Here is a 14394-nt window from a genome sequence, read left to right as displayed (position 1 = left end):
CGCCAGGGAGCCCCGGACAGAGCGGGCATCGCACTCAGTCTTCTTTTGCCGGGGATTTAAAGAGCCCGGGGATGTGGCGGACGATGATGATATCTCCGACGCTCTTTACGATGCGGAAGGGGATCTGCAGCCCGTTGTAGCCTTTCACTTCTCCGATCTCGGGGTTGAGCTCGCCGACCGCAAGGGCGTCGACCTTTTTCTGGTCCACATCAAGCACGACATCGTCAACGTTCCCGATAAAGACAGCTCTGTCGGTATAGACGCGTAATCCGAACATCTCTGTGATCTGTGTTCTCATCGGTATCCTCTGAAGGTATATTACTATAAATGATAAAAAGATACTCCTTTTCATGGAAGCGTCGCTACAGATCGGAACCCTGGCCGGGATTCCGGTCAAACTGCACTGGAGTTTCCTCCTGGTGATCCCCCTCTTTGCATGGATCATCGGAAGCCAGATCCAGCTCACGACCGGATTGATCGAGGCTCTCTTCGGCGTTCCAATCGACCCGACGCTGATTACGGAGGGGTTCAACCCCTACATCCTCGGGATCGTCGTCGCGCTCGGCCTCTTCTTCGGTGTCTTCATCCACGAGATGGCCCACTCGCTCATCGCGAAAGCGAAGGGGATCGAGATCCACAGCATCACGCTCCTCATCCTCGGAGGGGTCTCCCAGATGGAGGAGACGATGCCGGACCCGAAGATCGAACTGCCCATGGCGCTCGCGGGGCCGCTGACGAGCCTCGCGGTCGGCATCATCTCCGCCGCCCTCGTCTATGTCGTTGCGGCGATCGATATGGATCCGGGTGTCGCCGGTGTCCTGATCTTCACCTTCGGCTACCTCGGGCTCCTGAACGTCCTGCTCTTCGGATTCAACCTCCTCCCGGCGTTTCCCATGGACGGGGGGCGCGTGCTGCGGGCATGGCTCGCCCGGCGGATGCCGCTCTCCCGGGCGACCCGGATCGCCGCCGACGTCGGGAAAGGGTTCGCCGTCCTCTTCGGGATCGTCGGGCTCCTGCTCCTGAACCCCATCCTGATCATCATTGCCTTCTTCATCTACATCGGGGCGAACCAGGAGGCCACGTTCCTCCGCTACAACATCCTGCTGCAGGACGTCACGGTGGCGGACGCGATGAGCAGCCCCGTCGTCACCGTGGAGCCGACGCTGCCGCTACCCCGTGTGGTGGACATGATGTACGAGACGAAGCACCTCGGCTTTCCGGTGGTGGATAGGGGATCGCTCGCGGGGATCGTCGCTCTCGCCGACGTCCACAAGATCTCGCCGATCGACCGGGAGGCGATGCAGGTCCGGGACGTCATGACCCGGGATCCGACCGTTCTCCCGCCGTCGGCACCGCTCATCGACGCGCTCCGGATCATAACCGGCCAGGAGATCGGGAGGATTCCCGTCGTCGAGGACGACACCCTGGTCGGGATCGTGACCCGGACGGACGTTCTGCGGGTGATGGAACTGCGGGAGGAGGAGTAGTCAGGCGATTCTGGAAGGTGCAACGGACAGAACGGCAGGGGTTTGAGATGCGCCCAAACTCCTCGAATTCCTGCCCAGCGGGCCATTGCATCCTACGGAAAGTCGTTCCGTTGGAACATCGCATAACCCCATGCACGGATTTCGAGGGGATATCGCCATTGGGGGAGTGCGACTGGCTGAAGGGCAGGAGCACGAGCACCGTTAGGTGCGAGGGGCTGACGGGGAGGGGGGAGCATCCCCCCTCCCCTGTCATCTCACACCAGATGCCTCTCCTCAAATAGCCCCCCACCGCCCGCGCTTCGCGCTCCTCATTCGCACCTGACGGTGCTCAAACTCCTTCCCCTGCGGGGAAGTCGTTCCGCCCCCTTCGGGGGCGGGCAGTGTGTGGCGATATCCGGTGGAAAGCCGTGTAAAGTCATGCAATGCTCGGAAGGACAGCGTTCACACACCGAGAGGACAATGTACCAAAACGCGACAAGCAGGACATTTAGCAGCTGAAATCCAAACAGGTGTGAGTGCCAGTGTGACGGAAAGTGTTCCTCGCCATCCCCCCTAAAACCTCATCACACCCTCGATACCCGTCTCCCCGGCGACCTCCCGGAACTCTTCGAGGCTGCTAAAAGGCCGGCGGGCGGCGATGGTCGCGGCCCTCTTCTTGCCCACCCCCGGAATCCACCGGAGGGCCGCGACCGGCAGGGTGTTGATCTCCACCGGGCAGGGGAAGGCCGTCACCGACCGCATCCCCCAGTCGACCACGACGGCGTCGAGCACCGTCCTTGCCGGGAGTTCGAGGGGGATCCCGACGAGGATGGGATACGAGCCCATCTGCCGCCCGAACGACGGTTTGCCGGGAACCTCGACGACGACCTCCGGAAGAACGGTGCCGACGGGGAAGACCCGGCGGAGCATCGGTTCGTCAAAGTGCGTCCGGGCCCACTCCTTAAAGGAGCGGAACCGGGCATCGTGCTTCCCGAGGGTGTTCCCCTCGTAGGCCTTTGTTCCCTCGAACGGCATCACCTGCCGGATGTTCACCCGCCGCACGAGAAGACCGGCATCGAGCACCCGCTGGAGGAACGCCTCGTTTGCGTCGAACGTCGCCGGCGTCTCCCCTGCAAGACCGATGATGAAGTTCAGGCCCGGGAGGAGTTCGGGGACGCCCCCCGTCCGCTTCGCCCCGACATCGTTCACGACCTCGATCGCGCGGAAGACGTCGTCCGGCATGGCTTTGAGATTGTTTGCCGTGACAACCGCCGGATCGGCGGTCTCCATCCCGAAAGCCGCGGTGTCGCCGGGGGTGTGGCCGGCGACGATCGCCTCGAGCGCCGCCCGTGCCGCATCCTCGTGCCGGGCGATGGTGCCCGGGTTGATGTTGTCGATGTGCAGGGTCTTGAGGTCAGGGGCGCTCTCCCGGACGGCCGAGAAGAGTTCTTTTAGCACCTCAGGGCGCGGGACCGGGAACTCCCCGCCGCCGCTGCTTTTGTAGGCGAGGAGATCCGGCTGCCGGCCGAGCCTGAAGTGGCGGGCGCCCGCCGCATGGAGCGCCGCCACCTCCTCCGCGATCCCCTCGATGCTCCGGTAGCGCGGGAGCCCGTAGAAGGGCTCGGTGCAGAACGAGCACCCCCCGACCGTCGCCCGCGAGCACCCGGTCGCGGTCTCGAGCTCGCACATCACGTAGGGGAACGCCGGGTGCTGCGCCACGATCCCTGCGCCCGCCACCGACCAGGGATAGGTCAGGGCGTAGTCGCCCGCCCCGGCGGGTTCGCCGCCCGAGAGCCAGGAATCCAGCGCGACCGCCGGCGACCCCGAGAGCGTGACGTCGAACCCGGCGATCGCCTGCCGGATAGCCTTTCTGCCGCCTCCGGGAGCGTAGCCGAAGGCAATCGGCCCGCCGATCGCGGTGGTCGGCTGCCGGAGCAGGATCCCGAGCTGCTGGATCTCCGTCAGGGTCGCGGGCTTCCCCCCGATGTATGCCCCCGGCACGGTCAGGCCGGCGATCATCACCACGAGATCGCCGCGGCCGCACCCGGCGACGAGGGAGGGGTCGGCCCGGACCTGGTCGATGGTGACGTAACGGGGAGTGTAGCCGTGCCCGGCGAGGACGCCGGCGACCTCGCGGATGTAGGGGGAGATATAGGGCGCGACGCCGAGGCAAGCGGGCTCGTCGACGTAGCCGTCGATGATGAGGGCGTTCGTTGACTCTGGCATTTACTACCTCATCCCCCTTATAGGCTCACGCGAAGTGCGACGTTCCAGGGGAATGCGACGGGCCGAAGGGCCGGAGCATGAGCACCGCAAGGTGCGAACGGAGCATGAGAAGAACGAAGTTCTTCGAGAGCGCGAAGCCGCGAAGACCATGTGATTGATAGCCCCTGTACCTCCCCTTCGCGCTCTTCGCGGCTTCGCGTGAGGCAACGATGCAAATGTTAGATGCAATGGTTTACTGGAGATCATACCCGATCAGATGGAGGAGTTCCCCCGCCCAGTAGAGTTTTCCCCGCTTGAGCGGGTCGACGTTTTTGTCGGCAAGATCGAACCCGACGATCCGGACGCGCGCCGCCCCGAGTTCGTCGGCGGCAAAGACCGCCCGGTCGCCGTCGGTGAACCCGCCGAAGTTGTGGACGTGCGCGAGCGGTGCCGCCTGGGTGGTCGCGACCAGCGGACCGGGGATACGCGGAACCCAGTGGCGGAGGAGCGGGACGTTGTCGCCGTGGGCGTGCACGACCATCACCGTCCCCTGCTCCGAGAGGTCGATGAAGACGTCCGTCGCCCCGTCGAGGTCGGTGAAGACCGCGTCCGGCCGGATCCCGTGATCCGCGAGCACCTCCGCCGCCGCATCGGCAGCAAGCACCGTCCCCTCGATCCGGTCGAGCTCCTCCGGGAGAGAGGGCGCATTCCCGCAGACAGTCACCTCTCTCCCCCGGATGAGCGCTTCGAGCAACCCGAGATCGTCGCGATCAGCAAGATCCGCGAGCAGCCGGGCGGCCACCTCGTCCGCCTCGCGCTCGAATCCGAAATACGCTAAAATTGCAGTGTAGTGAGGCTCCCAGTCTGAAAACCTCATTGTTTATCCTCGTCGTCCAGGCCGACGATGCTCGAGAACCTCTTCAGGATCGGATCGATGATCAGCTCGAGCAGACCCTCCTTCTCCTTCGCCATGGAGAAGTAGTTGAGCGGAATCAGGGCGGCCGCCATCGTGGCGTGCCCGCCGGCCTCGCCGATAGGCCCGAACGCTTCGGCCATCACGTTGCCGAGATGGAGCCTGATATCCTTGTTTCTTGCCGAGATGACGATGTTCTGGTCGCTGATGCCGTAGACCAGTGCCGTATTCACGCCCTCGAGGTGGATCAGCATGTCGGCCGCCTGCGGGAGAGCGTCGCGGTTCCTGATGTAGCCGACGTTCGAGAAGAGGTAACCGCTCTTGATCCGGCGGTTCCGGATGGCGTTCCCGATGATCTCCACGGTCTCGAGCGACATGGAAGGGGAGGTGATCTTATCGAGGAGATCCGAGTCGGTCAGGGGAAGGAGGAACGCCGCGTAGTTGAGGTCCTGGGGGGTGACGTTCCGCTTGAAGTCACGGGTGTCTGCCCTGATACCGTAAAGGAGCGCGGTGGCCACCGACTTGTTCACCGGGATATCGAGTTCCATCAGGTACTGGGTCATGATGCTTGCCGTGGCGCCGACCCCCGGCCTGATGTCGATGAAGTCGGCGACGGTAGACGGGTGCTCGCCGTTCTTGTGGTGGTCGATGATGATGTTGACCCGGGTCGACCTGGGAAGCTCGTTGTTCACGCCGGGCCCCGACGAGTCGACCAGAGCGATGTAGTCGCACTCTTCGAGGATCTGGGGGGTGAGCCGCTCCAGCTTGATATCGAGGAGATTGATGAACGCCCGGTTCTCCTGGTGCCCGATATCCCCTTCGTAGACGATGCGGCAGTTGAGCTTGTTGCGGCTCGCGTGCCGCGCAATCATCGAGAGCGCCATCGCGCTCGATATCGAGTCGGGGTCGGGATTCAGGTGGGTGACGATGCAGAGCGTCCCCTCCCAGGAGGCGAGCATATCGTAGAGCCGCAGGGCGAGCCTCGATGATTGGAGCTTCCTGATGTGGTGGATGGCGGTTCTCGCAACCACCTCCTGCGGGTAGAGGACGATATCGGCGCCTTCCTGCTGGAGAAGGTCGACGCTGACCGGGTCGGTGGCGCGTGCGATGACGTATGTCGCCGGGTACCGGTTCTTGACGGTCTGGAGCGCGGTCAGATTGGCCTCCCGGTCGTTCGCGAGGATGAACGCGACCTCCGGCACGGGCAGCCCTTCCATGAAGTTCGGGTCCCGGAGGTCGCGAACGAGCGCTTCGTACTTCTGATCGCGGAGATCTTCCACCCGCTTCTCGTCCTTATCGACGATGATGAGATCTTCGTTCTCCTGCTCGAGCTCCTCGGCGACATTGTAGCCGGTGCTCCCGCAGCCAAGAATGATGTATTTGATACGTTCTTTCGAAACGTTCTGGACCGCCTCAGGCATGCGTACAATGGTGTAACTTCTCATGGTATTAAGGGATTCCATTTCGGCGATTTTTTGGGGGGTTCCATAAAGTTTATACCGTTTACCATGCAACACTGTTAGGTCAGACGCATGGGCCTGTAGCTTAGTTGGCAGAGCGACGGACTCTTAATCCGTAGGCCAAGGGTTCAAATCCCTTCAGGCCCGTCGAACACCCGATTTTCTTCATCCTTTGCACCCGACAGCGATTCTTCGGTTACGTTCGGTTCGCGCGATCCTTCATCCGCAGAGCGATTTCTCCATCGCGGACGGGACGCCCCGCCGTCCGGCCAACCCCCATCGGCCTCCGCCCGCGCCGGGGTTTCTCACGGGAGGCCGGTTATTGCGATGGGAATGGGATCGTGAAGGCACATACATGCCGCTGCTATATAAATTCTGCCCCGGCAGAAAACCCGCAAGAGCGTTGCGCGGGGAGAGGAGAACCGGAGACTCCCCGTTCCACACCCCCTCCCGCAGGTACGGCGGCAGGGTCAAAAAAAAGCGGATTCCCGATACTCTGTGCCTGTAGAAAAGAGACCGGGCTTACCGCCCGATCTTCAGGAGCATCTCCTCGAGCGTCGGGTAATGCGACTCGATCCGCTCGATCGTCGCGCCGTCGGCCGCAAGAGCCGCGGTTGTCCGGTTCAGTTCCTCGACGGAACGCGCCTCGGCAAGGTACCGGCCATCGGAGGCCGAGTAGCCGACCGACGTCGCGAACGCCGCAGGATCGGGAATCCGGAAGAAGACCTGGTAGGTGAGCGAACCGAAGGTCTCCCGGAGTTCGGGCATGGTGCCGTTCGCCACCACCTTCCCCCGGCGCAGGATCAGGACGAGGTCGCAGGCTTCCTCCACCTGGAAGAGGTTGTGGGCGGAGAAGATCACCGTCTTGCCCCGTTCGCGCAGACTTTTGACGTAATCGAGCACCGACCGCGAGGTCATGGGGTCGAGGCCGGAGGTGGGCTCGTCGTAGATGAGGAGATCGGGATCGTGCATCAGCGACCGCGCGATCGCGACCTTCCGCTTCATCCCCTTCGAGAGTTCCCCGATCTTTTTCCCGTCCGCCTCGAGCGCGAGCGAATCGAGGAGCACGTCGCGCCGCTCGCGGATGACCGGCTTCGACAGGCCGTAGATCTCGCCGAAGAACGCGAGATACGCATCCGTGGTCATCGTCTCGTAGAGACGCGACTCTTCGGGGAGGTACCCCAGGTTCCGTTTCAGGTCGAGCGGCCTTCTCGTGACGTCGATCCCGTCGACGACGAGACTGCCTGCCGTCGGCGCGATAAGACCAGCCATGATCTTCAAGAGCGTCGTCTTGCCGGCGCCGTTATGCCCGATCACCCCGAGTATCCGTGCATCGTCGAGGTCGAACGTGACGTCGTCGAGGGCCGGGAAGTCGCCGTAATGCTTGACGAGAGAGCGGGCCGTGATCATCTGGTATCCCTTATGTCTCCGATGCCTACTAATAGGTTGCTGCACAGAGATATGGTTCTCCGAAGCCTTCAGGGATTACCATGAGTCTCGCCTCCTCCATCCGGACGATTGCCGCCTGGGAGATGAACCGGTCGATGACCACGATGGGGAGAAGCGTCCTCCCGCTTGCGGCAGGGCTTCTCGTCCTCCTGGTGCTGGTGACGGCATTTGCCGCTCAGAGCGGCGTCCATATGCAGGACGGCATGTACCGCGTCGGTATCGACGACCCCGAGATCGCCCGGATCGTCGCTCCCGACAGCCGTTTTACCGCCTACCTCGACAATGGGGCGGCCCTCTGGGAGAACCGGTTCGCATACGACATCGTCATCCTGAACGGCGAAGTCTACGCCGCCGATACGGATAAAGGGCGGGCGGCCCTGAAAACGATCGAACGCGACTACGAGGGTTACGTCTCCCATGTGGCCGCCGGAGAACCCGACCTCTTCGCCGCCTACCCGCTCTGGATCGATCTCCAGTACGTGAAGAGCGAGATCGACTTTCTGGCGACCCAGAGCGGGCAGCAGGTCGGCGCCCCGGCGGACGCCCGGAGACCTCCCGTCCCCTCGGGCCCGGTCGAAGCGGTGACACCGCCGGCGTCGGCAATGCCCGTCTCCGAGGAGACCCTCCGGGAGCACCTCGCCGACACCGGGAGCGGACACCCCCTCGAGCGCTACACCGGCGTCATCTCGGGCGGCTCCGCCATGGAGCAGTTCAGGACGCCCTCGGAGCTCTCCCCACCGCTTCCCTTCGATGCAATCATTCTGGTATTCGTCTTCATCTTCCCGCTCTACTTCACCTCGCAGTTCTTCATGATGAGCGTGATGAACGAGCGGGTGGGAAGGGCCGGCGAGGCGCTCCTCTCCACCCCCGCGAGGCCGACCGCAATCGTCGTCGGTAAAGCGCTCCCCTACTTCACGATCATGATCCTCATCGCTGCCGCGATCACCCTCTTTTCCGGGGCGCCGATGACAATCCTCCTCCCGCTCATCCCGGTCATTCTCTTTTTCCTCGCAAACGCCCTGATCATCGGGATGGCCGCCCGGAGTTTCAAAGAACTCTCGTTCGTCTCGATCTTCTTCTCGGCCCTCGCCACGTCGTACCTCTTCTTCCCGACGGTCTTTGCGAACACCCACGTCATAAGCATCATCTCGCCCCTCACCCTGGTCGTCCTCGAGATCCAGGGCGACGGGTTCACCGCCATGGAGTATGTCTACTCGACGGTACTCTTCTTTGCAACGAGCGTCATCCTCTTCTACGTCGGCATCACGAACTTCCGGGAGGAGCGGCTCTTCTCGGAGAAACCGCTTGCTTCAAGGCTCGCGGACTTCGTCTCGGGCGGGATAAGCCGGGATCACCCGCACCTCTCACTCTTCCTGCTCGCCGCCTTCACGATACCGTTCGTCTTCATGGCCCAGATGCTGACGCTCGTCCTCTTCTTCAACATCCCGATGCCGCTCTCCCTGGTTCTCCTGACCGTCTCGGCGGCGTTCATCGAGGAGTTCGCGAAGTCGATCGGGCTGTATGCGGTGGCACGGGAGCGGCCCGGGTTCCTGACGCCGAGGAACCTGCTCCTCGGTGCGGTCGCGATCGGGTTCGGGTTCCTCGCGGGAGAAAAACTCCTCCTCCTTGCCACGCTCGCCCAGATCACCGAATCGATCTTCGGGAGTGTCCTCTTCCTCTCCCTCCAGGTGCTCTGGATGCCGCTCCTCCTCCACATCGCGGGAGTGCTCGTCACCGGCGGCTTCCTCCTGCTCTGGGGACGGCAGGGTTACGGGCCGGGGCTCATCGCGGCGTGTATGGTGCACAGCCTCTACAACCTCTACTTCCTGATGGGGGCGCTCCTGTGAATACACGAAATATCGGCCTTATCGCGAAGAAAGAACTCTTCGGGCTCTCGTCGGAGAAGACGATCGTCTTTGCAATCCTCCTGCAGGTCTTCGTCGCGATGTTCTCGTCGTTTCTGATGGTGGGGCTCACCGCCATGTACGACCCGGAGGCGATCGAGGGTTACTCGACGATCACCTACGGCGTCGGCTACGCCGGCGCGGAATCACCGCTCATCGACGAATTCGAGAAGAGAGACGACCTCATCCTCCACCGGATGGATCTCGGCCAGGCGCTTGCGGCGCTCCGCGAACGGCAGGTCTCGGCGGTGGTCTACGTCCCGGACACCCCGCCCGACGCCGAGGGGCCGGTCACGGTCACGCTCTACCTCATCCAGAACGACCTGCAGTCGAGCGTCATCAACGTCAAGGTAAAAGAGGTTCTCCAGGGCTACGAGAAGGAACTCAGAGAGATCCGGGCCGACCGGATGAACGCCTTCCCGGTCTCGCTGAACTTCCCCGAGTCCGGCGGCGGCGAGAACTTTTTCGAGTTCGTCTACGGCCTTCTCATCCCGCTGCTCGTCCTTCTCCCGGCGATCGTTTCGGCCGCCCTGATCATCGATCTCATCACCGAGGAGTACCAGCGCCAGACGCTCGAGACGCTCATGTCGACGCCGGTCACGTTCGCGGAGATGGTCTGGGGGAAGGTTGCCGCCTGTGAGGTCCTGGTTCCGGTTCAGGCCGGAGCCTGGCTCCTCCTTCTCGGGTTCAACGGCATCGCGGTCGATAACGCCGCCGCGATCCTCCTCCACGCCTCGGTGGGCGGGCTCTTCCTCATCCTGCTCGGGGCTCTCGTGGCGCTCCACTACCGCGAACGGACGAGCGCCCAGTTCATCTTCTCGACCGCGCTCGTCGTGGTCTTCCTCCTCGTCATGGCCGTTCCATACAACCCCTTGAACCTCATGGTCAGGCTCGCGGTGGACACCGCCGGTCCCGTCCACTGGCTGATCCTCGCGCTGGTCGCGGGCGCGACGGTGCTCCTCGGATGGACCGTAACGGCCTACGCCCGCCGGGTCGGGGAGGCCGCCCCGCAAGCCCGGTGAGGGGGAGGAGGTTCGGGTGGAGCCGCCATTTCACCGCATTCCATTATGGGCAAAATATATATCATTAGATATGCTATCCGGCCCCATCGATGACCCACCTCCGTCACCTCAATACCACCTGCGCAGTCTGCGGCGAGGCCTGCCGGTTCACCGTTCCCGAGGCCGCAGGCTGCGTCGGGTCGCGCGACCTCGATACCCGTCCCGCCGAACCCCTGCGGTCCACCATCTATGCATGGGTGAAACGGTGCCCGTCCTGTGGCTACTGCGCACCCGACCCGGGCAAGGCCCCGGAGGGGGCGGCCGACGTGGTGAAACTCCCGCGCTATCGGTGGCAACTCGACGCCCGGAAGTTCCCGAATATCGCAAACACCTTCCTCTGCTGGTCGATAATCCAGGAAGATCTCGGTCTTTTGGCCCAGGCTGCGTGGGCATCCCTCCACGCCGCATGGGTCTGCGACGACGAGGGGGAGGATGTGCCCGCCCGGATCTGCCGGAAACGTGCCGCCGATCTCCTGCGGCGGGCGTGGGAGAAGGGGGAGCGGCTGGCCGGCCTGGAGGGAACGGACGAAGCCGTCCTCGCCGATCTGCTCCGCCGGGCGGGAAGGTTCAGAGAGGCCCGCACCGTTGTCGCGGAGACGCTGGAGAAGAACCCGCTGCCCATCATCGCCGACATCATGCGGCTCCAGGCGCGGTTGATCGCCGCCTCGGACCGGGGCGCCCATACCGTCGCCGAGGCCCGGCGGTTCAGGCAGCCCGTGCCGCTCTGACCGGCAGATCCCCACCTTTTGTATACTGTTCCGGCGATACTGTATCATGGAGATCACGATCCTCTCCCCCGGCATCTACACCTACGGCGCCATGCTGATCGGCGGCGTCCTCCGCGACGCGGGTCATCGGGTCACCCTCACCCGGACGCCCGCCGTGCCGGCCGATTCGGTCCTGCTCATGAGTCTCTTCTCGACCCAGCACCTCCTCGATCCCGCGATCCGGGACCTGGTCCGGACTCACCGCGAGCGCGGAGGGCTGGTTTATGTCGGGGGGCCGGTCTCGGCCGCGCCGGAGATGGTGCTCGGGGAACTCGCTCCCGACGCGGTGGTCGTCGGCGAGGGCGAGGAGACGGTGATCCGCCTCGTCGAGGAGGGGGTGTCGGACGCCCTCCCGGGGATCGCGTTCCTCGACGCCGGGCGGCCGGTCGTGACGCCGCCCGCTCCGCCGGCGTCGATGGATCGTCCGCTCCCCCTGATCCCGGACGACATCGGGAACCAGAGCGTCAGGGGGGCGAGCGCCTACATCGAGACCCACCGGGGATGCATCGGGGGGTGCACCTTCTGCCAGGTGCCCCGGTTCTTCGGGAGAGCGATCCGGAGCCGGCCGCTTGATCGCATCGTCGAGGAGGTGAAGGCTTTTTCCGCGCACGGTGCGACGAGGCTCTCGGTCTCCGGGGGGACCGGATCGCTCTACGGCTCCACCGGTGGGGAGATGAACCCGGAAGCCTTCATCGGCCTCCTCCGTTCGATGGCGGAGGTGATGGGGCCGAAAAACGTCTCCTCCCCCGACATCCGCGTCGACTGCATCAGCGACGAGATCCTGGGCGCTGTCCGGCAGTACACCATCGGGTGGGTCTTCTTCGGGATCGAGTCGGGGAGCGACCGGGTGCTCCGGCTGATGGGCAAGGGCGCGACCGTCCGGCAGGTCGAGGAGGCGGTGGAACGGTGCCGGGAGCACGGCCTTCGGGTTGCGGGGAGTTTCATCGTCGGGTACCCCGGGGAGACGGAGCGGGACTACGAGGCGACGAAGGATCTCATCGCCGCACTCTCTCTCGACGACGTCTTCGTGAGCAGCGCCGAACCCATCCCCGCGACACCGCTCGCCGACCTCGCGGTCAGGACGCCCCGCGACAAAAACCCGGCATTCGTGCCGCATACCGGGGAATACCGGGCGCTCAGCCTCACCGAGAGCGAGGCACGGTGTTTCGACCTGATGATGCACGCCGATCTCTTCCGCCCGCAACTGCGGCTCGTGACCGACGAGGTCTACAACACCTACCTCGCCGAGGCAAGGAAGCAGGGGCGGGACATCAGGGCGGCGACCGAACTCATCCTCCGATACGCCCGGGCGTAAGGTTCGGGCCGGCATCCTATCCCTTTCTTCTTTTTACCGCCGGACACCGCCCGGTTTGCCCGGGCCGGAAACCCTTAAGTATCCTCGAACATCTACTCCCCCGCCTTGAGGGGGTAACCTCTTCGAGAAAAACGAGTTGGAGGGAGATACGATGGCTGAACAACAGATGGGATCGGTGCTGGAGACCCGGCGGCCCGCACGGGAAGAGACGGTGAACCTGATGCGTGCGCACGACATCCGGGACGTCAAGGTGCGAAACCCGGAAGGAGAGAACCTCGGCGATATCAGCGATGTCGCGATAGATCGCGACAGCGGCTGCATCGCGTATGCCGTGCTCTCCTATGGCGGCATCCTCGGGTTCGGCGAGAAGCATTTCGCCATCCCCTGGGAGGCGGTTCGCACCCGCCCGGGGGAGAGGAGTGTTATCGTGGATGCAAACAAGCGGACGCTGGACAGTTCTCCCGGGTTTTCCCGGGACAGGATGCCGCGCGAAGCGAACTGGAGCCTGGTCAGGACACCACCCCCGGCACGTGCGGCAGCGGAACCCACGGCCCCGGTAACGGAGAGGGAGGTTCCGCCGTCACGGGGGGTGGGCACGGCTGCAGCAGCGGCCACCGGCGCAGCAGTGAAAGGCGCGACGGCACCGGCGGAGACCACACCCGCAGGCAGGGAGAGGGTCGTTCCGACGCCTCCGCCCGTCCAGACGGTCGCACGCGGCTGGGGAGAGCAGCCGGCGGAGCAGCCCGTCGAGGAGCGGCCGGTGACAACGGAGGCCCCGCCACCCCGGGAACCAGGCGTCAGGCCGGTCCACAGGGAGCGGATAGTCGAGACCGCGCCCCGCGAGACCGTCGTCGAGGAGGTCAGGAGAGAGCCGCCGGCCGCGATGGAGACCCGGCCGGTAACGGAGGCCGAACGATCGCTTATGACTCCGGGGCCTTCCGCCGGGCATCTCTCGGCCGCCGGCCTGCAGACCTATCTTGCGGGGATGAACTACCCGTCAGGCAAAAAGGACCTGATCAGCCATGCCCGGCAGCGCGATGCGCCGCAGAGCGTGATCACGGCACTTGAGAACTTCAACGACCGGACGTACCGGTCGGCCGCAGACGTGAGCGCGGAGTTCGGGAGCGAGGCCCGAACCCGGCAGCCGACCGGAATCGAGGCGCCTGCACGGGAGGTTCACGAGACCAGGATGGAGGAGGTCCACGAAGAGGCACCGGCGGCACGGAGGATGGTGCCGCCCCGCACCCATCTCTCCGCCGCCGACCTGCAGGTCTATCTCAAGGGCATGGATTACCCGGCGGGAAGGCAGGATCTCATGACCCACGCCCGGAAGAACAACGCCCCGCATGACGTGATCACGGCAATCGAGGGCTTCTCCGATCGGACATACCGGTCCGCCGCCGATGTGAGCACGGAGTTCGGGAGCGAAGTCCGCGGGGAGCAGTCGGCCGTGATGGAGACACGGCGGGAGCCCGGGGTCACTGCGAAGGAGGTCAGGAGAGAGGAGCGGCCCGAGACCCGGACGAGAGCGCCTTCCCTCACCCACCTCTCCGCCGCCGATCTGCAGGTCTACCTCAAGGGCATGGACTACCCGGCAGGCAAACAGGACATCGTCGCCCAGGCACGGAAGAACAACGCTCCAGAGGACGTGATCACGGCAATCGAGGGCTTCTCCGATCGGACATACCGGTCCGCCGCCGATGTGAGCTCGGAGTTCGGAAAGTTCAGGTGACGGGGGCTGAACCCCGCTCGAGGCGGGAGCCGGGAAACACTCCTCCCGGCCTCCCCCGCACGCCCATTCTACGACGGAGAACGCTTCGCCGGTACCCCGGTACCGGAACCGGGGAACTGTTA

11 protein-coding genes and 1 tRNA gene are annotated in these 14394 nt (G+C 64.3%); 7 read left to right on the top strand and 5 right to left on the bottom strand.

What is annotated here, in order from left to right; translation table 11 throughout:
• Positions 1-34: 34 nt before the first annotated feature.
• Positions 35-298: a PRC-barrel domain-containing protein gene (locus MEMAR_RS01920; protein WP_011843244.1), complete on the bottom strand. Its 264-nt coding sequence runs from the start codon at positions 296-298 to the stop codon at positions 35-37.
• A 52-nt stretch (positions 299-350) separates the two neighbouring features.
• Here MEMAR_RS01920 and MEMAR_RS01915 point away from each other — a divergent pair, with 52 nt between their 5' ends.
• Positions 351-1487, top strand: coding sequence for a CBS domain-containing protein (locus tag MEMAR_RS01915; protein ID WP_011843243.1), 1137 nt, complete (start codon positions 351-353; stop codon positions 1485-1487).
• Positions 1488-2039: 552 nt separating this feature from the next.
• Here MEMAR_RS01915 and MEMAR_RS01910 read toward each other — a convergent pair.
• The 3 genes from MEMAR_RS01910 to MEMAR_RS01900 all read right to left on the bottom strand — a co-directional run bounded on the left by MEMAR_RS01910 (position 2040) and on the right by MEMAR_RS01900 (position 6005).
• Entirely contained in the window at positions 2040-3692 is a 1653-nt protein-coding gene (locus MEMAR_RS01910) for a radical SAM protein (RefSeq protein ID WP_011843242.1), read from the bottom strand.
• Positions 3693-3924: 232 nt separating this feature from the next.
• Positions 3925-4548: a 6-hydroxymethylpterin diphosphokinase MptE-like protein gene (locus tag MEMAR_RS01905; RefSeq protein ID WP_011843241.1), complete on the bottom strand. Its 624-nt coding sequence runs from the start codon at positions 4546-4548 to the stop codon at positions 3925-3927.
• The gene (locus MEMAR_RS01900; protein WP_048063715.1) at positions 4545-6005 is read right to left on the bottom strand and encodes a DHH family phosphoesterase; all 1461 of its coding nucleotides are present in this window, start codon (positions 6003-6005) and stop codon (positions 4545-4547) included. The genes MEMAR_RS01905 and MEMAR_RS01900 overlap by 4 nt, the downstream gene beginning before the upstream one ends.
• A 113-nt stretch (positions 6006-6118) precedes the next feature.
• Between MEMAR_RS01900 and MEMAR_RS01895 the strand changes: the two genes are divergently transcribed.
• A tRNA-Lys gene (locus tag MEMAR_RS01895) sits at positions 6119-6191 on the top strand.
• Positions 6192-6566: 375 nt separating this feature from the next.
• Here MEMAR_RS01895 and MEMAR_RS01890 read toward each other — a convergent pair.
• Positions 6567-7454, bottom strand: a complete 888-nt coding sequence (locus tag MEMAR_RS01890) for an ABC transporter ATP-binding protein (protein WP_011843238.1) — start codon at positions 7452-7454, stop codon at positions 6567-6569.
• A gap of 80 nt (positions 7455-7534) precedes the next feature.
• Here MEMAR_RS01890 and MEMAR_RS01885 point away from each other — a divergent pair, with 80 nt between their 5' ends.
• From MEMAR_RS01885 to MEMAR_RS13280, 5 genes are all read left to right on the top strand, one after another.
• On the top strand, positions 7535-9340 hold the full coding sequence (locus MEMAR_RS01885; protein WP_011843237.1) for an ABC transporter: 1806 nt from the start codon (positions 7535-7537) through the stop codon (positions 9338-9340).
• Entirely contained in the window at positions 9337-10419 is a 1083-nt protein-coding gene (locus tag MEMAR_RS01880; protein WP_011843236.1) for an ABC transporter permease, read from the top strand. Before MEMAR_RS01885 ends, MEMAR_RS01880 begins: the two co-directional genes overlap by 4 nt.
• An 89-nt stretch (positions 10420-10508) precedes the next feature.
• Positions 10509-11186, top strand: a complete 678-nt coding sequence (locus tag MEMAR_RS01875) for a hypothetical protein (RefSeq protein ID WP_011843235.1) — start codon at positions 10509-10511, stop codon at positions 11184-11186.
• Between the two features lie 46 nt (positions 11187-11232).
• Positions 11233-12540 carry a methyl-coenzyme M reductase glutamine C-methyltransferase gene (locus tag MEMAR_RS01870; protein WP_011843234.1) on the top strand — a complete coding sequence of 436 codons (1308 nt, stop codon included), beginning with the start codon at positions 11233-11235 and terminating at the stop codon, positions 12538-12540.
• Positions 12541-12691: 151 nt separating this feature from the next.
• Complete coding sequence (locus tag MEMAR_RS13280) at positions 12692-14272, top strand: DUF2795 domain-containing protein (protein WP_011843233.1); 1581 nt, start codon at positions 12692-12694, stop codon at positions 14270-14272.
• The last annotated feature ends 122 nt before the right edge of the window (positions 14273-14394 follow it).

Origin of the sequence: Methanoculleus marisnigri JR1 (genome assembly GCF_000015825.1) — an archaeon.
Taxonomy (GTDB): Archaea; Halobacteriota; Methanomicrobia; order Methanomicrobiales; family Methanoculleaceae; genus Methanoculleus; species Methanoculleus marisnigri.
This window is presented reverse-complemented; position numbering and strand designations above follow the sequence as displayed.